Source organism: Acinetobacter sp. YH12252 (assembly GCF_013417365.1).
In the GTDB taxonomy this organism is placed as follows: Bacteria; Pseudomonadota; Gammaproteobacteria; order Pseudomonadales; family Moraxellaceae; genus Acinetobacter; species Acinetobacter towneri.
On record NZ_VPEA01000001.1, the window covers coordinates 208216 to 225581 of the forward strand.

Here is a 17366-nt window from a genome sequence, read left to right on the forward strand (position 1 = left end):
GGCAAATATGACAAAGGTGTAACAATCTAAATTTGAGAGAATGGCATAAGAAAAGTAGGTTTATTTATTCTAAGTGTTTAAATTTAAAAGTTAATTTTAATTTTATGCACAAAAAATACAGCTTAAAGTGTGAAAATAAAGTATGAAAGTTGCTTTATATAACAGCTCTTTGTCATATAATTGTCACAATTTAATTGAACAATAAGGGGATTTTAAATCCTCTTTTCTGCTTGCATGAATTCTAATCCAACTCCTGTAGATTCAGCACACAAGTCGACCACTAAATCGACCAATGTTCATGTGCCTACACCGAAATTTTTTATGCCGGTGTTTTTAACGATCATCGTTTCTACCCTTATTTATATTGGTTTCCAATTGTCTGCGGACTTATCCCACGTGCCTGCGCTGAGTATGTACTCGGTGATTTTATTGGCGACCGCTTTATTCATTGCCTTAGGCTTTGAATTTGTGAATGGTTTCCACGACACAGCCAACGCAGTGGCAACGGTCATTTATACTAATGCCTTGTCTGCACCTGTGGCAGTAATGTGGGCGGGTTTCTGTAACTTCCTTGGGGTGATGGTCGCCAGTGGTGCAGTTGCCTACGGTATTATTGCCTTACTTCCAGTCGAACTAATTATGAATGTCGGTTCAGGCGCAGGCTTTGCCATGGTTTTTGCCATGTTGATTGCCGCGATTGTCTGGAACTTGGGAACGTGGTACTTCGGTATTCCTGCTTCAAGTTCGCACACTTTAATCGGTTCGATTTTAGGTGTGGGGATTATGAACTACTTGCTGAACTCAGGTGCGGGTGCAAGTGGCGTAGACATGGAACAAGTCATGAAAGTGGGCAAGGCTTTATTGTTCTCGCCACTGATTGGTTTTGCCTTTGCTGCGATTTTGTTCTTCTTGGTGAAAAAAATCTTCAAGAAACAAATGGAGTTGTTCCAGCCACCTGAAGGCAATAAGCCACCACCACCACTGATTCGTGCCATTCTAATTTTTACTTGTACTGGGGTAAGTTTTGCGCATGGTTCAAACGATGGTCAAAAGGGCATGGGTTTAATCATGTTGATTTTGATCGGGATTGTGCCGTTGGCGTACTCGTTAAATAAAGAGTTAGGCCAAAACCACATTCAATCGTTCCAGCAGCTTTCAACGCAAACGGCTGATGTGATTTATCCACAACATGCCGATATGCCAGATGAAAAAGCACGTCAGGTCATCACTAGCTATATTCAGACCAAAGAAATTACCCCTGAAGTCGTGCCTGCTTTGGCAAGCTTAACTGACCATTTGGGTGAGCGTGTGGGTCAATATGGCAACTTGAAAGATGTGCCTGAAGCTGAAGTAGCAGAAATGCGTAATGATATGTATTTAAGCACGACTTCATTCAAGCGTTTAGACAAAGCCAATGCCTTGCCTGAAATGTCGGAAGAACAGAAAAAAGTGGTTAAAAGCTACCGCAGCCATTTAGATTCATTCTTACAATACATTCCAACTTGGGTCAAAGTTGCCGTTGCCTTAGCACTAGGCTTGGGTACGATGGTCGGCTGGAAACGTATTGTGGTGACTGTTGGTGAACGTATCGGTAAGCAGCACATGACTTATGGTCAAGGTATGTCTGCCGAGCTTGTGGCAATGTCAACTATTGCTGCTGCAGATGGTTTGGGGATGCCAGTTTCAACTACACACGTACTGAACAGTGCGGTGGCAGGTACCATGGTGGCAAATAAATCGGGTCTGAATTTCCAAATGGTGCGTACAATTCTTTCGGCTTGGATTTTCACTTTACCTGCGACAATTTGTTTATCGGGTAGCTTGTTCTGGTTGTTCTTAAAAGTGTTTTAATCCATTCTCAACTTTTTTGAGTGGTTGAAAAAAGCGCTGTGATGATACAGCGCTTTTTTTATACCTGCAGATCAGTCTAGAGAAATATTTGCAGGCAAGTTTTTGAATAGATAGATTAGCGGTTTACATTACTTTTTAAATTTTTGGATGACTTTGTCCAGCGGTAATTTATCTGCAGCAAAGCCATAGAGCGCAGCGAAAGGTAGGGCCGTTCGTGCCAAATACGCCACGCGCCACAATCCACCATGGTTCGCACCTTCCATCATCAATTCGAGCGGATGCTCAAGTTTCACTTCAGGATTGGCTGCCGAGTTTGGATTGCGTAAGTCATGAATCCACAATGCCGCCATAATCGCATTGGTGGTTTCAGGGCTAAATGCTTCAACATCAAACAAACTTGCGCCACTAAGTGCTGCTTTGAGTAATGGATTTTTGGTCACAGAGTGTGTGGTGGTCGAAGGTGCAATATTGATGCTGACATGCTGTCCTTGATGACGCGCTAAAATTGCACGCCATTGCTGGATGCGTTTTGCTAAAGCATAGTTTGGCCCTTGTTCAACCACCAAACAGTCGGCAATACCATAATGTTGACCATTGTCTGAAGCAATTAAATTATGCAGATTCTTTTGGAAGAAATGACTGCGTGAAATGGTTTCAATACTTTTGGTAAGTAGCTTTTGCCCTTGCGAACGCTGCTGAAACTTCTCTGCCGATGCGCTAATCACTTCTTCAGGAACGGCAAAAACATCGGTTGGGGTACACATAAACATAAGGCTGCTATCAGCTTTGTGTTCGCTGACATATTGCATAATCGCATCCATTGCCATCGCAACACGCACGTGTTTTTCACCATCTAAATAGGCAATGGCTGCTAAATCTAGCGTTTCAGGTTTTTGAGCTAACCATTGTGCAATTTCTGGGGTTTGCGTTAGCAGATTTACACCCAATTGTTCTGTTAAAACGTCAAGTGGGGTATCTGCCGCGAGTTGTGTTGTACTGGGTGCGTATAAGGTGGCATTGCCTTGTTGCACAGTGCTTAAAATTTTATTCCACACACGGCTATTTGGTAAATCGACTGCAATAATATTGGCTTTCCATTTGGCTAACCATGTGAGTGGCCCTGCTTCTGAAGCTGCGCCAAATAGCACCATGTTACGGTCAGACAAATCAAACCATTCAGGATGCGCCACCGCTGCATTTAACGCTTCGGCATGACTTGGTTCAATAATGCCTGCTGCTAGCCAAATTGCAACTTGATATAGCAGAGCTTGACCTTGTAACTTTTGCCCACGATACGGCACATACCATTCAGGTGCTGCTTGGCTGCTGCCTTGTAATTTAAAGGTATGTAAAGTTTCAGTAGGCAAGTGCATGACATCTTTCAGCACATATTTTTGCTCATGACGATAAAACTCAAAACTTTGATGAGCTTTTCTTAATCCATCTTCTGCAATTTGAATTGCGTTAGCTTGTTCACGAATACCATTGGTCACGAGGGCTTTAAAGTATTTTGGATAGTGCTTACGCCAGTTTTTTTCTGCCAAAGCATCAACTGAGCTTTGATGATCGACTGTGGCTAAGGCTTCGGCAATAATTTGTTTGCCTGTGCTTGAGGTGCTGGGTTTATGGTTTTCTGGATGAATTGGAAACTGTAAGCCATCGTAAGAAGTGGACATGCAAAAACTCGCAAACTAAATTGAAATTAATATACAGATGTATACATTATCTATGCCAAGTTACGATATTGGGTAGCAAAAACTACCAAAATTGAGTGAAATTTGAATAAAAAAACCTTCACGAAGCGTAAAGGTTTTTAATATGAATGAGATGTTATTGGGATTTAAAGGTCAGTGTTTAAATGTTTAGGTTCTAATCATAAATGAGTCTGATGCTGTATCAACAATGTTTTATTCACTCAGACCAACAGCTTAACAACGTCCTTTTTTCGCCTGACCTGGAGGACAAAAATCACCATCACCATGCGGATGTTGGTGTGGATAATAGCCTTTCGGATAGATCGTGCGGTCAGGATCAATCACCACACTGCCTTCAGGGGTATGTACGGCACAGGCGCTTAATCCTAAACTAAGTAAAAGGGCGCTTAGAAGTGCAAACTTTTTCATGGCTGACTCCTGATTGCTTGATAGTTTTAGTCTTTATATTCTCAGTATAAGTGCTTGTCGAGTAACTGCATGTTATTTGTTGTGTGCTTTATGCTGTATTGGATCATTCAGATGCTTTCATCAATCAAAAATACTTATCAGCAGTTCATAAAATGACGATTGAAAGTCGTTTTTCCCAATGAGAGAGGCTGAAGATGAGAGGCAATAAATGATGGTGTTAAGCGGATTTATGAAAGCAGTCTATTGACGGATTTGAAAATTCTTTAAAGTAGCAACGACTCAGTGGTAGATGTACCGAGTCGTTATAGTTTCAAAAGTTAAAACGGCAGTTGCGCCAGTTTATTCAGGAAGTGAGGCAAGATGCGTGGTTCAATTAAAATAGTCACAATCACACCATAGGCCGCACCCCATAAATGCGCACTGTGATTAATATTGGAATTGCCGCGTTTACCCGACCAAATGCTATACGCTACATACAGTATTGCAAAAATAATGGCAGGCACTGGAATAAAGAACACGAAAATCAACTTCCACGGCTCAAACAAAATATAGGCAAACAACACCGCAGATACAGCACCAGATGCGCCTAAGCTGGCCCAACGATGGTCATTTTTATGCTTTAAATAACTTGGAATAATCGCGGCGATTAAACCACCCAAATAGAATAAAACAAAGCCTAAATCATAGATGTATTGGCGATAAAAACTTTCAATAATGCTGCCAAAGAAAAACAGGGTAATCATATTGAACAGCAAATGCGCACCATCGGCATGCACAAAACCATGGGTAATGAAGCGGTCATATTGACCACGTTGCATAGCAGGCGGCCAAAAAATCAGACGATTCATTAATTCTTGTTTGGAAAACGCCAACATAGACACAATGACCGTAATAATGATAATGGTCACGGTATGATTAAAAGGTAAATCGAGCATAAACGCCTATTCTTTTACTTGAATTCTGCTGTAATAATGCATCAAAACTGAGTTTGAGTCGAACTTTAGGAATAAATCCGACAATTTTGGTTGATTTTTTTTTATTCCCCCGCATCTTCAGTTAAAATAGCCACTTCAGCTTGAGGATATTATTGTTATGTCGACTGAGAACAGCAGCACAGCAGTTGTAGATGAAATTCCAAACTTATTGATTACGCCAACTGCTCAAGAGTATTTGAAGGATTTATTGGCAAAGCAAAATACACCGGGTATTGGTGTGCGTGTTTTTGTGGAAAATCCTGGTACACCGCGTGCTGAATGTTGCATGGCTTATAGTGCGCCCGATGAAGTTGTACCTACAGACTACAAACAGGAATATCCAGACTTTCCTGCATTTATTGATACGCCGTCTATTCCGTATTTATTGGATGCCGTAATTGACTACAACAAAGACCGTTTTGGTGGTCAATTGACTTTCCGTGCACCGAACTCAAAAGTGCCACGCGTAGGCCCAGATGCTTCAGTAGAAGAACGCATTACTTATGTTTTACAGTCTGAAATTAACCCAGGTTTAGCAGGGCATGGTGGTAACTGTGCTTTGGTTGAAGTGGTTGAAGATGAAGAACACGGCTTAACTGCAGTATTGAAATTTGGTGGCGGTTGCCAAGGATGTTCAGCGATTGATGTGACTTTAAAGCAAGGTGTTGAAACAACCTTGAAACAACACGTACCTGAATTGATGCGTGTGGTGGATCAGACTGACCACAGTCAATCTGAAGGTGCTTATTTTAAATAAGCTCTAAGCCTCGCTTAAAAATAACCTCCTAAATTTTAGGAGGTTATTTTTATCTGAAATTGTCAACAGACCCTATTCATTCGTTTGTAGATTTAAAATTTGTTGTGTTTTTTCAGAATAATAAAATTTCTCTAAATAATGGCGCGCACGTTGCTTTAAATAGCCTTCAGCGATCATTTTTTGAATGACTGGATTTAACAGTTGTTGTAATTGTTGTTGGACTAGCGCTTCATCAATGTTTAAGTCGTGCAATAACAAGTCAAAAGGGCGCGCCTGATTGCGTACATACCACGCATAAACCCCATCATGCACTTGCTGTTTCAAATAGTCACTTTGGCGTAAATGATCCCAAATTTCATGTCCTAAATTGACAGTTTGGGATAGGTCTTGTACTTCAATATAATTTTTTAAAACGGAAAGTGGCAAGTCTTTAACTGTGTGCCATAAATTGGCTTGGAAGTGATACAGTTTTTCCTCATCAAAATGTTGATTAAGCACCGACTCGCTCATTTGAGTCAGCTTCTGCACATTTTTTTGCAAATAATGCTGAATGGTCTGGTCTAAATTGGTATCGGTAACGCTTTCCAAAACCGATTTACCCATTTTCATAAAACGCGATACGCCAGGCACGCTTTTGGCGATCACCGAATTATCCATATAATCCTGAATGGAATGTTGAATGAGTTGGGTAATCATGGCGGCAAAGGCAGGATTATTCACCACGGCTTTAATCAAACGCTGACGATGTCCACTTTTACTTGCAACATATTGTGCAATTTTGTCGATGGTCAGCACAGGTATCACATCGGCAATTTTACTGCTGTCATTAACAGGGTGTACCAGTGCAAAACGAATATGCTCAGCAATTTGTTCCACTAAAAATGAACTGGCAGGTGTATTTAAAATTTGATGTTGAATCAGTTGATGAATGGCTTCAGATGTCCATAAATCTTGTAAGCTTTGTTTGCGAAACCATTGGTAAAACTGCACAAATTCAGTTTGTACCATTTCACTTTGGTTAAATTCTTGATCTAAAAAATCAAGCTGAGCTTCAATTAGTTGCTCAATGATGGGATGTTTCTGCATGAAGGTTTTATATAATAATTAATTTAGAGGAATCAGTTTATCAGCAAGTGGGTTTTTTAGGTTCTGAGTTTTAGCCAGAAACGGCAAATAATATTGTGCGACTTGTTTTTCAGCTTCCAATAACGGCATGTGTCCAACATTATTAAGAATCACAGGTGTTTCGGCGCGTTTGAGTAAAGATTGTAATTCCTTCGCCACTTCAACATTAATAATGCGATCTTGCTTACCCCATAAAATCAGGGTCGGTGCTTCAATTGATCCTGCTAAACGTGCAAATGAGTCTGGAGTATAAATACGGTTGAGTTTGACAATTTGCTCAATTGCTTTACGGGTTTGTTCTGAGCGAGAAATCAGGACTTCTTCTTGCGCATGTTGAATTTGTGAGGTCATGGCAGGCGGGCTTTGCATGATTTGTTTGGCGACGTCGGCTAAATCGCCATGTTTGCTCACAATTAAGTCATTTAAAGATAATGGATTTTTGGTGTAAGGCGTATTAGCAAGTTTATAAATGCCTGCACTATTGAGTAAAAATAAACTTTGCGTATCAAAAGGATATTGCGAGGCATACACGGTTGCAATTGAGCCGCCTAAAGAATGTCCTGCCACGTGTAAGTTTTCTTCACAGTCAATTGCTTCAATAAATTGACGCAGTTGTGAAGTTACATTCGGAACTGAATTATCAAAATTGCTTGGAGTTTTGGTGTCACCGCTATTGGGTAAATCTGGAATAATCACATGATAATGTGGGGTTAAAAATTGCGCGACACGGTTCCAATTATCACGTGTGCCTGCCAAACCATGAATCAATAAAATTGTGGGTTTGCTGTGCGAGCCACCTTCGTTATAGCTCCAGACGACATCTCCAACACGAATGCTTTTAGAGCTTAGTCCTGCTTGTTTGCGCTGTTGCTGAAAATGATTTTGTAATAGTTTAAGTTCAGTTGCGTTGCTGTTACTGGCGTTATTGTTTTTTGTGAAGGTATATGGATTGGGCGCAGCGCTTTGCACAAGGCAAGATGTACTTAGTCCCAAAGCCAATAAAGTCGTATGTAGATAACGTGATCGAATAAATTTCATCATGAAAACGTCTTCCCCTGACGAACCCAAAACAGGCTCCAATGATTAAGGCATTAGATCTTAGGTCTAATTGCGAAAGATTATTGCTTTTATTGTAGATATTTCACCTAGAAAGTCACCCCTTACTTTTTTGATGGTATGGAAACAAATGGTAGAAAATGTGATACATCTCAAGAAAAATGGAAAAAATTTATAACAAAAATCATGAAATAAAAAAGCATAAGCTAATTTTTTTGCAAGTGACATTCACCCAGTCTGGCTTTAGAATATTGCAACTTCAAAGATCGGTGGTAAATCAAGAATGCTAACAGCTCAAGAAGCTTTAGAACGTCTTAAACAAGGAAACCAACGTTTTGTTTCTGGTGACACCAAACATCCTAAACAATTGTCGCACCAGCAGCGTGCAGAAATGGCAGAAGACCAAAATCCATTTGCGATTGTTTTAGGTTGTTCAGACTCACGTGTACCAGCAGAAATGGTATTTGACCAAGGACTGGGTGATCTTTTTGTAATTCGTGTTGCGGGCAACGTGGTTGCGCCATCACAAGTTGGTAGCGTTGAGTTCGCAGCAGAGCGCTATGACTGTGCGGTTGTCGTGGTTTTAGGACACAGCCATTGTGGTGCGATTCAAGCCACAATTGATACTTTAATGTGCCCAGATTGTCCACCATCGGCAAATTTAATGTCGATTGTAAACCGTGTTCGTCCTTCAGTTGAAACCTTAATGCAGACTGAACTGAAAAATGACTTGGCGAAATTATCTAAGCATGCTGTACGTTCAAATGTGTTCGCATCGGTGAATCAATTGCGTCATGGTTCAGCAGTTTTAGAAAATTTGATTGAACAAGGTCAGCTCAAAGTAGTGGGTGCAGAATATTCACTGGAAACAGGTGAAGTGGTTTTTTTTGATTTTTAATCCGAACCGCACAGCAATTAGATTTTCCTCAAAGGCGCTTTATAAAGCGCCTTTGATATATGGATAAGCATTATTTAGCAAAATAGGCTGAGCTTTGGCATTTGGATGAATTAAATCTTTTTGCATCAATTGCTTATTGCCCGCAATACCTTCCATAAAAAATGGCAGTAATTTGACTTTATATTGCTGACTCACCACTTTATAGTTATTTTCAAATGCTTTGCTATACGCCGAGCCGTAATTTGGCGGCATTTTCATCCCAAAAATCACCACTTTCGCTTTGGCTTTTTGGCTATGCTGAATTAAGTTCGCTAAATTTTTTTGAATCATTTGTGGCGGTTGTCCACGCAAGCCATCATTTCCGCCTAACTCAATGACTACAACGTCTGGACGATGGGTCTGCAGCAATTTAGGCAGACGCGCCAAAGCACCACTGGTGGTTTCGCCACTGACACTTGCATTGACCACTTTATGCTGTTTCGGATACTGTTGTTCTAAACGTTTTTGCAATAAGTGAACCCAACCTTGTTGTGGTTGTATGCCGTAACCTGCACTTAAGCTGTCACCTACAATCATAATGGTTTTTGCAGATACCACGAGTGGGCTGAAACATAGTCCGAGCAGCAACACACGCGGGAAGACACGACTAGTTAGATTGCGATTTTGCATAATGGGAAACGTATGACTCAAAACACTAAAGAATCTAATATCATGCCACAAACGATTATTTCTGCCCAAAATTTGACACAAAAGATACAACTTGCACAAAAACAATTGACCATTTTTGAGAATTTAAACTTCGATATTCAGGAAGGTGAACAAGTGGCCATTACAGGTCGTTCGGGTTCAGGAAAATCGACCTTATTGGGTATTTTGGCAACATTAGATCAGGCCAGCAGTGGAAAATTGGTGGTATGTGATGAGTCAATTGCAGAATTAAACGAAGAACAACGTGCAGAAGTTCGTTTAAAGCATATTGGTTTTGTGTTCCAGTCATTTCAGTTATTGCCGCATTTGACGGCACTGGAAAATGTGATGTTGCCACTACGTTTGCAGGAAAAATTTAAATATGCAGAGGCAGAACAAAAAGCCCTCAACTTGCTGAAACGTGTGGGTTTAGAACGACAAGCACAGCAAACGCCGAAAGTGCTTTCGGGAGGTGAGCAACAACGTGTCGCCATTGCACGTGCTTTAATTCGTGAACCTAAAATTATTTTTGCCGATGAACCGACAGGAAACTTGGATGGGGAAACTGCAACTGAAATTGAGCAATTGTTATTTGAATTGAACCGCGAGTTGGGCACAACCTTGGTGTTGGTCACGCACGACCCGAAACTGGCGGCACAATGTCAGCGTCACTATGCCTTAATTGATGGGCAATTGGTTGAGCAATTTGCAGCTAAGCCAACTGCTGCCATAACAGGAGGATGAAATGAACGCATTATTTCATCCGCTGTTAAAGCAGAGTTTTAAAAGCAGTGGTGTATATTTACTGATTATTGCGCTGACTTTAGCGATTAGTGCGACCACGGCCTTAAAGTTTAGCAATGAACAAATTCAAAATGCGGTAGCGTTGCAAGCGGCAGAAATGTTGGCGGGTGATTTAGTCCTGAGCGACAATGAACCCATTGCACAAGACTGGCAGGATCAGGCGACTGCACATCAGTTACAACAGTCGCATGTGACTGTATTTAGTTCGATGGCACATACTCAAGCACAATTTGTGATGGTGAATGTCAAAGCGATTGAGCACAATTTTCCGTTACGCGGTGAATTACGGGTCAGTCCTGCAGCGGACAAGATTCAGTCTGGCGAAATTTGGCTAAGCCAACGTGCTATGGATTTACTTCACGTTAAACTGGGTGAAACAGTAAATATTGCCGATGCAGCATTTACCGTGACTGCCAAAATTGAACATGATTCTAATCAGGAACTCGGTTTTTCAGGTTTTTCGCCGACAGTAATTATTTCACAGGCCGATGTGGCACGTACCCACGCGATTCAAGTGGGTAGCCGCATAGATTACCGTTTGTTGTTGGCAGGCAGCGCCAAAGATACACAAAATTTTGAGCAGTATTTTAAAACACATACACAACAGCCTGCACAGGCACAGCAAACGGCCAGCCCTGAACAAAACTTTGAAGAACAAAGTAGTTTAAGACTACGCAATGCCAGTGAAGGCAATACTCGCTTAATGCGCCCCATTGCCAATTTAGATACCTTTTTACAGTTAGCGAATATCCTGACCATTTTATTGTGTGGGATTGCGATTGGTTTGACCAATCAGCGCTATGTGCAACAAAATCAGGATCATATCGCCTTATTACGTTGTATTGGTGCAAGTAAACGACAAATTTTAGCCGCTTATTTGGCTTTGCTTGCTTTGGTCTTAATTATCGCTATGGGCATTGGCAGTATTTTGGGCGTGACCTTGGGCTATGCTTTGTTGCAAATCATGCTGCAACTGATTCCGCACCTGGAAATTCAATTTTCAGCCATGGCAATGTTGCTTGGGCCATTGCCAATCGCCATGCTCACCAGTGCTGTGGTGTTGTTGGGTTTTGTGCTGCCTAATTTATTGCAATTGCTGAATACCGCACCGATTCGCGTGATTCGCCAACAAGACAAAAGCATGCGCGCTTGGTGGTGGATGTTGCTTACAGGGACGCTAAGTCTAATCGTATTTTGTGTGGTCTTGACCGAAAGTTTAGTGCTTAGTACATGGGTGATTGGTGCGATTATTGCGCTGTGCGTATTGCTGTATGGAGTGGTGTGGAGTTTATTAAAATTATTGCGTCATTCTAAAGGCAGACTCGCAGCGTATATTCGTGCGCCTGCTGTCACGGCATTTCAAATTACTGCATTGGCTTTAGGATTAAGTTTAATTACGGTACTTGCAGTGTTGCGTACCGACCTGCTAGATCGTTGGCAGCAGCAATTGCCCGAAGGAACACCCAATCAGTTTGTTTACGGCTTGCCACCGTTTGATATGCCTGAGTTTCAACAACAATTAACGCAGCAGCAGTGGCACAGCACGCCACTTTATCCAAATATACGCGGGCGTTTGGTCGCCAAAAATGATCAACCTTTTGCCGACGCCTTAATTCAGCAAAGCAATACGTTAAGACGCGAACTCAACCTGACACAGTCTGACCGTTATCCTGCCGATAATATCATTGTAAATGGGCAAGCCAATTTCAGTGCAGTGGGACAAGTGTCAGTAGAAGCAGATACGGCTGCCGAGTTGGGCATTCAAATTGGTGATCGACTCAGTTTTAGTTTGCCTGAAGGCATACTTGAAGCCGAAGTGATTAATCTGCGTACGGTGGAGTGGGAAAGCTTTAGTCCAAATTTTTTCTTTATTTTTTCACCGCACACTATGGATGAAAATGCAGGCAGTTATTTGGGCAGTTTCTATGTGCCTGAAGCAGATAAACCGAAACTAATTCAATTGATTCAGCAATTTGCCAACACAGTGTTTATTGATGTCAGCCTAATTTTGGATGAAATTAAACGCATTGTGAATGTGTTGGTGCAGATCATCACCATTTTAGCCATTTTGGTGAGTGTGTCTGGGCTGTTGGTATTAATCGCGTGTTTAAACTTGCTGATGGATGAGCGCAAACGCGAAGTCGCATTACTGCGTTCTTTTGGTAGTTCTAAACAAAAACTCAAACGTATGTTGAGTCTGGAAATCGGTTTTATGGGCTTTATGGCGGGAATAGTGGCGTGTTTATTTGCCGAAGTCATTAGTGCTGTTGCCAGTTACCGCATGGATTTAATGCTGCAACCACATTGGGACATCTGGCTGATTTTGCCTGTATTTATGACCGTGCTGTGTGCCTTGATTGGACGTTATCGTTTAAGTTATTTATGCGATATTCCGCCACTGCAAAGTTTAAGGGAGATGAATCAGTCCTGATTCATCTCTAGTTGATGTTGTTTTACTTGTTGTAAAGGTTGATTGTTTAACCCAGACTGCGTTGCATTATGCTAAGCAGTTCTTGCCAAAGGGGTTGAATTGGGGCAAGCAGTTGATGGCAATACCAGTAAAATGCAGCACAGCCCAATGGTGCAAGGAGCATCGCAAAACCGTTCACTAAGTTACTGTGTTTGCTGCGTTGTCCAATATACCAAATGAGTGTCATGGCTGCGCCCATGAGCATGCCGCCAATATGTGCAGCATTATTAATGCCACTGATCATAAAGCCCATACCTAAGTTTAGTGCCATTACCATCACTAAGGTTTTACCATCCAAGAGAAATTTTTGGCGCGGTAATTGGGGCAATAACGCCAATACCGTCAGTGCAGCTCCAAGTCCCATCACCGCACCCGATGCACCTGCACCCACGCTAGGTAACAGCTTTGGATTAGCGACACCTTGTTCGAGCAGGGTATAGCTGTCTTGAATGCTGACATAGCCACTAAGCAGGCTACCCATCAAACCTGCGCAAACATATAACACTATAAAATAGACACGCCCAAACAACTGTTCACTGACGCTGCCAAAAATATACAAGGCCCACATATTTAACATTAAATGTACTAAACCGAAATGAAAAAACATGCTGCTGAACAGGCGAATGGGTTCCGCCAAAAAGGTTAAAGGTGCATAATCAGCACCCCAGCGTATTGCATCTTGCGGGCTAGGATTGCTAATGTTCATGCCGTTGTGCACTTGCCATGCAAACAAAGCCACGTTTATTGCAATCAGGGCTGCGGTAATCCACCACAGGTGAATTTCAACTTTATTGTTGCGCAGGTTTGGGGGATGTTGGGACATATATTTGAATATTGTGTCGTAGTGATCAATCTAAGCTTAACACGAAAAAATAACGCTTCAGGAGCCATGCACCAAGATGAAAGCTTTTTTTATACGAACTTTGTTAATTCTTGTCAGTGTGGTGCTTTTGGTTCAATTATGGATTTTTAGCAGCTTGGTGTGGTGGCGTACGCAGCCTGTGCAATCGACCATGATGATGCGTTTGGATTATTGGGCTGAACCGAGTAAGCCTATACAACATCAATGGCGCGACTATGACCAACTCAGTGATAATTTAAAGCGAGCTGTGGTGACTGCCGAAGATGGCAAATTTATGCAACATCATGGCTTTGACTGGGAAGGTATTCAAACTGCGCTGGAACGGAACAAAGATGAAGGCAAGGTTGTTGCAGGTGGTTCCACAATTTCTCAGCAGCTCGCCAAGAATTTGTTTTTATACAATAAGCGATCTTTTTTGCGTAAAGGGCAAGAAGTTGTGGCGACATGGATGATGGAACGCATGTGGTCAAAGCAGCGTATTTTAGAGGTCTATCTCAACTCGGTAGAATTTGGCGATAATATTTATGGTGCCGAAGCTGCGGCACAGCATTATTTTGGCAAAAGTGCAAAAAGTTTAAGCCGTGATCAAGCAATTTTCTTGGCTGCGATTTTAACCAATCCAAAATATTTTCAGGAACATCGTAATGCGGGGGCATTAAAAGCCCGTAAACAGATGGTGCAGCGCTATATGCGTTATGCGGAAATTCCCTAAATTGAGCGAAAACAAACTATAAAATGTGAAAATATCCACAAAGCCTAATTTTTTAGGCCTTTTTTATGAAAATGTCACAAAATTGAAGCATACTTGTAGCAGTGCCAAACATTTTAAAAAAGCATAGGTGGGTATGAATACGGCAACAGGCGCGACTCCTGCGCAAACAGAATATACATATAATGATCGCTACATTAACCGCGAACTGTCTATTTTAGATTTCCATTTACGCGTGCTTGAGCAAGCTGTCGATCCGTTGCATCCTTTGTTGGAACGCATGAACTTCCTGCTGATTTTTTCACGTAACTTGGATGAGTTTTTTGAAATTCGTGTTGCGGGCATGATGGAACAATTGGACTTGGGCAATGAAAGCCGTAGTCCAGATGGTTTAACCCCTAAGCAGGTGTTAGATCAAATTTCTAAAACAGCACATGCTGCTATTGAACGCCAGTACCGTATTTTAAATCAGGAAATTTTGCCAAAATTACGTGAAGAAGACATTTGTTTCTTACGTCGTGGTGAATTAACCCCTGCACAATCGGCATGGGTGAAAAAATATTTCCAAGAGCAAGTTGCCCCTGTATTAACCCCAATTAGCCTAGACCCTGCACATCCATTTCCACGTTTGGTCAATAAAAGTCTGAATTTTATTGTGACTTTAGAAGGGAAAGATGCTTTTGGTCGTCAAATTGATTTGGCGGTTGTTCCTGCACCACGTTCATTACCACGTGTAGTTCGTTTACCCGATGAACTTACAGGCGGTAAAGAGCACCACGTCATGCTTTCAGCAATTATTCATGAGCATGTGTCTGACTTATTCCCGGGCATGACTGCGACTGGATGCTATCAATTCCGTGTGACCCGTAATGCAGATTTGGCGTTAAATGAAGATGTAGAAGACTTGGCCAAAGCCCTAAAAGGCGAATTAAACTCACGCCGTTTTGGTCGTGCGGTACGTTTAGAAGTAACGCACAACTGCCCGAAAGCCATTTATGATTATTTGCTAGATGAGTTCGATCTTGAAGAAGAACAACTTTATAAAGTAGATGGCCCAGTGAACTTGGCGCGTTTATTGTCTAATTTTAAACGTCCACATTTACGTTATGATTCACATACACCCGCCATTCCAAAGGTGTTAAAAAAGTCTGAAAATATTTTTTCAGCGATGCAAAAGCAAGACATTTTATTACACCATCCGTTTGAATCTTTTGCACCCGTGATTAACTTGCTGCGTGAAGCTGCACGTGATCCACAAGTCTTGGCAATCAAACAAACTTTATATCGTAGTGGCGCAGATTCTGAAATTGTACAAGTGCTTGCAGAGGCTGCACGAAACGGTAAAGAAGTGACTGCGGTGATTGAACTGCGTGCACGTTTTGATGAAGAATCTAACATTGCTGTGGCTAACGTGTTGCAAGAAGCGGGCGCTGTGGTTGTGTACGGTATTGTGGGGTATAAAACCCACGCCAAAATGATTTTGGTGGTGCGCCGTGAAAATAATAAATTGGTGCGTTATGTACATTTAGGCACAGGTAACTACCACGCAGGCAATGCGCGTATTTATACCGACTATGGTTTACTGACCACAGACAAAGAGCTGTGTGAAGATGTGCATCGTATTTTCCAAGAGCTAACAGGCATGGGTAAAATGGCAAAACTGAAAAAGTTGTTGCATGCACCATTTACCCTGCACGCACAGTTGGTGAATTATATTGATGAAGAAATTGCCAATGCTAAAGCAGGTAAGCCCGCACAAATTATTGTGAAAGTGAATGCACTGACTGAAATGCAATTGATCAATAAATTGTACGAGGCGTCTCAGGCGGGTGTGCAAATTGATCTCATCATCCGTTCAATTTGCTGCTTGCGCCCAGGTTTGCCGGGCTTATCGGAAAATATCCGTGTGCGTTCGATTGTCGGACGTTTCCTTGAACATACCCGTGTCTATTATTTCTCTAATAATGGCAATCCACGTATTTATTGTTCAAGTGCTGACTGGATGGATCGTAACTTATTTAACCGCGTTGAAGCGTGTTTCCCAATTGAAGATCCAGCTTTGAAAAAGCGTATTTATGAGCAAGGTTTATTGACCTACATGCAAGACAATCAACAGGCGTGGCTGTTGCAGGGTGATGGAACTTGGGTGCGTGTAAAAGCAGCTGAGGGTGAAGAACCACACAATGCGCAGCGTATCCTGACCGATAGTATTGTTTAGTTTCAAACATTTATAACAGGTAAAAAGAGCGATGCCAGACATCGCTCTTTTTTTGTTTCTAATATTTATTTAAGACTTATATTTTTGATTGATATTTATTGATCAATAATTTAAGAAAAACAGCACATCGCATCATCCGCATTCATAATTTTGCGATAAATACTTTTCACATAACCATGCACCAGTTGTTCTGAAGCATTCAGGTTGGCAGCAACTTGTTGTGAAGGTAAACCTTGTCCTGAAAGCGCCAATATTTCATGTTCAGTTTTAGAGAGTGCCAAAGAATGACCATGTGCGACAATGGATTGTTCGCAGGCTAAAATTTCATTGGCCAAGTTGACATCTAGCGGTGAGCCACCACGTAAAATAGTGCGAATCTGGTTTTGCATGCCTGTAGCAGATTGGTCGCTAAAGACATAGGCTGAAATGCCTAAATGGATGGCTTGTAGCAATTGTTTGGGCATACTGGAAGGCAGCACTGCCACAATTAAGGTGTCTTTACGGAAAAGTTTGAGATTTTGGATAAAATCAATTTGAGCTTTTGACCAAGACTGTAAATTGATAAATACCAAATTAGGCAAATGTTGCTGCACCATCAGCACTGCATTTGCGAGCGATGGGCTGCAAAGTAGAACCTCTTTAGGGTAGCCAAAATTTTGTAAAATGTGGCTTAAATTTTGTGATGCTTCTACCTGATCATCAATCAGCAGAACAGGCACAGGTAAAATGAGATCTCTGTGAATCATGACAAATACTCCTGTGCTGTTCTATAAATAATTTTGATAAATAGATTGTGCGTGATATTGCTGTAACTGAATATCCTTAAATATAG

15 protein-coding genes are annotated in these 17366 nt (G+C 41.6%); 7 read left to right on the top strand and 8 right to left on the bottom strand.

Going from position 1 to position 17366, the window contains the following annotated elements; genetic code table 11:
* Positions 1-234: 234 nt before the first annotated feature.
* Entirely contained in the window at positions 235-1851 is a 1617-nt protein-coding gene (locus tag FTV28_RS01005) for an inorganic phosphate transporter (protein WP_179989258.1), read from the top strand.
* A 128-nt stretch (positions 1852-1979) separates the two neighbouring features.
* On the opposite strand, the gene FTV28_RS01010 is transcribed toward FTV28_RS01005, so the two are convergent.
* The 3 genes from FTV28_RS01010 to FTV28_RS01020 all read right to left on the bottom strand — a co-directional run bounded on the left by FTV28_RS01010 (position 1980) and on the right by FTV28_RS01020 (position 4909).
* Positions 1980-3527 carry a hypothetical protein gene (locus FTV28_RS01010; RefSeq protein WP_179989259.1) on the bottom strand — a complete coding sequence of 516 codons (1548 nt, stop codon included), beginning with the start codon at positions 3525-3527 and terminating at the stop codon, positions 1980-1982.
* A gap of 252 nt (positions 3528-3779) precedes the next feature.
* On the bottom strand, positions 3780-3974 hold the full coding sequence (locus FTV28_RS01015) for a hypothetical protein (protein WP_004972042.1): 195 nt from the start codon (positions 3972-3974) through the stop codon (positions 3780-3782).
* A 317-nt stretch (positions 3975-4291) separates the two neighbouring features.
* Positions 4292-4909 carry a rhomboid family intramembrane serine protease gene (locus FTV28_RS01020; RefSeq protein WP_096900979.1) on the bottom strand — a complete coding sequence of 206 codons (618 nt, stop codon included), beginning with the start codon at positions 4907-4909 and terminating at the stop codon, positions 4292-4294.
* Between the two features lie 157 nt (positions 4910-5066).
* Here FTV28_RS01020 and nfuA point away from each other — a divergent pair, with 157 nt between their 5' ends.
* Positions 5067-5705: a Fe-S biogenesis protein NfuA gene (nfuA, locus tag FTV28_RS01025; protein WP_096900978.1), complete on the top strand. Its 639-nt coding sequence runs from the start codon at positions 5067-5069 to the stop codon at positions 5703-5705.
* A gap of 72 nt (positions 5706-5777) precedes the next feature.
* Here nfuA and FTV28_RS01030 read toward each other — a convergent pair whose 3' ends face one another.
* Together FTV28_RS01030 and FTV28_RS01035 are read right to left on the bottom strand one after the other, a co-directional pair.
* The gene (locus FTV28_RS01030; RefSeq protein WP_179989260.1) at positions 5778-6791 is read right to left on the bottom strand and encodes a hypothetical protein; all 1014 of its coding nucleotides are present in this window, start codon (positions 6789-6791) and stop codon (positions 5778-5780) included.
* A gap of 18 nt (positions 6792-6809) precedes the next feature.
* Complete coding sequence (locus FTV28_RS01035) at positions 6810-7871, bottom strand: alpha/beta fold hydrolase (RefSeq protein WP_026438298.1); 1062 nt, start codon at positions 7869-7871, stop codon at positions 6810-6812.
* A gap of 298 nt (positions 7872-8169) precedes the next feature.
* On the opposite strand from FTV28_RS01035, the gene FTV28_RS01040 reads away from it, so the two are divergent.
* Entirely contained in the window at positions 8170-8784 is a 615-nt protein-coding gene (locus FTV28_RS01040; RefSeq protein ID WP_168418702.1) for a carbonic anhydrase, read from the top strand.
* Between the two features lie 39 nt (positions 8785-8823).
* Here the strand turns inward: FTV28_RS01040 and FTV28_RS01045 are convergent, their stop codons facing one another.
* Positions 8824-9453, bottom strand: a complete 630-nt coding sequence (locus FTV28_RS01045; protein WP_234113847.1) for an arylesterase — start codon at positions 9451-9453, stop codon at positions 8824-8826.
* Positions 9454-9465: 12 nt separating this feature from the next.
* On the opposite strand from FTV28_RS01045, the gene FTV28_RS01050 reads away from it, so the two are divergent.
* Positions 9466-10215, top strand: coding sequence for an ABC transporter ATP-binding protein (locus FTV28_RS01050; protein WP_179989261.1), 750 nt, complete (start codon positions 9466-9468; stop codon positions 10213-10215).
* Between the two features lies 1 nt (position 10216).
* Entirely contained in the window at positions 10217-12706 is a 2490-nt protein-coding gene (locus FTV28_RS01055) for an ABC transporter permease (protein ID WP_179989262.1), read from the top strand.
* 46 nt (positions 12707-12752) lie between these two features.
* On the opposite strand, the gene FTV28_RS01060 is transcribed toward FTV28_RS01055, so the two are convergent.
* Positions 12753-13568 carry a rhomboid family intramembrane serine protease gene (locus FTV28_RS01060; protein WP_179989263.1) on the bottom strand — a complete coding sequence of 272 codons (816 nt, stop codon included), beginning with the start codon at positions 13566-13568 and terminating at the stop codon, positions 12753-12755.
* Between the two features lie 76 nt (positions 13569-13644).
* Between FTV28_RS01060 and mtgA the strand changes: the two genes are divergently transcribed.
* Both mtgA and ppk1 read left to right on the top strand, forming a co-directional pair.
* Positions 13645-14319, top strand: a complete 675-nt coding sequence (mtgA, locus tag FTV28_RS01065; RefSeq protein ID WP_004972019.1) for a monofunctional biosynthetic peptidoglycan transglycosylase — start codon at positions 13645-13647, stop codon at positions 14317-14319.
* Positions 14320-14452: 133 nt separating this feature from the next.
* Positions 14453-16534, top strand: a complete 2082-nt coding sequence (gene ppk1 / locus FTV28_RS01070; protein ID WP_096900973.1) for a polyphosphate kinase 1 — start codon at positions 14453-14455, stop codon at positions 16532-16534.
* A gap of 110 nt (positions 16535-16644) precedes the next feature.
* On the opposite strand, the gene FTV28_RS01075 is transcribed toward ppk1, so the two are convergent.
* Positions 16645-17280: a LuxR C-terminal-related transcriptional regulator gene (locus FTV28_RS01075; protein ID WP_179989264.1), complete on the bottom strand. Its 636-nt coding sequence runs from the start codon at positions 17278-17280 to the stop codon at positions 16645-16647.
* Positions 17281-17366 lie beyond the last annotated feature (86 nt).

Excerpts from the sequence above, each read along its gene's own strand:
- FTV28_RS01015 (WP_004972042.1), bottom strand. The coding sequence starts at position 3,974 with ATGAAAAAGTTTGCACTTCTAAGCGCCCTTTTACTTAGTTTAGGATTA.
- FTV28_RS01055 (WP_179989262.1), top strand. The coding sequence starts at position 10,217 with ATGAACGCATTATTTCATCCGCTGTTAAAGCAGAGTTTTAAAAGCAGT.
- FTV28_RS01040 (WP_168418702.1), top strand. The coding sequence starts at position 8,170 with ATGCTAACAGCTCAAGAAGCTTTAGAACGTCTTAAACAAGGAAACCAA.
- FTV28_RS01045 (WP_234113847.1), bottom strand. The coding sequence starts at position 9,453 with ATGCAAAATCGCAATCTAACTAGTCGTGTCTTCCCGCGTGTGTTGCTG.
- FTV28_RS01030 (WP_179989260.1), bottom strand. The coding sequence starts at position 6,791 with ATGCAGAAACATCCCATCATTGAGCAACTAATTGAAGCTCAGCTTGAT.
- FTV28_RS01020 (WP_096900979.1), bottom strand. The coding sequence starts at position 4,909 with ATGCTCGATTTACCTTTTAATCATACCGTGACCATTATCATTATTACG.
- FTV28_RS01060 (WP_179989263.1), bottom strand. The coding sequence starts at position 13,568 with ATGTCCCAACATCCCCCAAACCTGCGCAACAATAAAGTTGAAATTCAC.
- FTV28_RS01010 (WP_179989259.1), bottom strand. The coding sequence starts at position 3,527 with ATGTCCACTTCTTACGATGGCTTACAGTTTCCAATTCATCCAGAAAAC.
- FTV28_RS01050 (WP_179989261.1), top strand. The coding sequence starts at position 9,466 with ATGACTCAAAACACTAAAGAATCTAATATCATGCCACAAACGATTATT.
- ppk1 (WP_096900973.1), top strand. The coding sequence starts at position 14,453 with ATGAATACGGCAACAGGCGCGACTCCTGCGCAAACAGAATATACATAT.
- mtgA (WP_004972019.1), top strand. The coding sequence starts at position 13,645 with ATGAAAGCTTTTTTTATACGAACTTTGTTAATTCTTGTCAGTGTGGTG.
- nfuA (WP_096900978.1), top strand. The coding sequence starts at position 5,067 with ATGTCGACTGAGAACAGCAGCACAGCAGTTGTAGATGAAATTCCAAAC.
- FTV28_RS01035 (WP_026438298.1), bottom strand. The coding sequence starts at position 7,871 with ATGATGAAATTTATTCGATCACGTTATCTACATACGACTTTATTGGCT.
- FTV28_RS01075 (WP_179989264.1), bottom strand. The coding sequence starts at position 17,280 with ATGATTCACAGAGATCTCATTTTACCTGTGCCTGTTCTGCTGATTGAT.
- FTV28_RS01005 (WP_179989258.1), top strand. The coding sequence starts at position 235 with ATGAATTCTAATCCAACTCCTGTAGATTCAGCACACAAGTCGACCACT.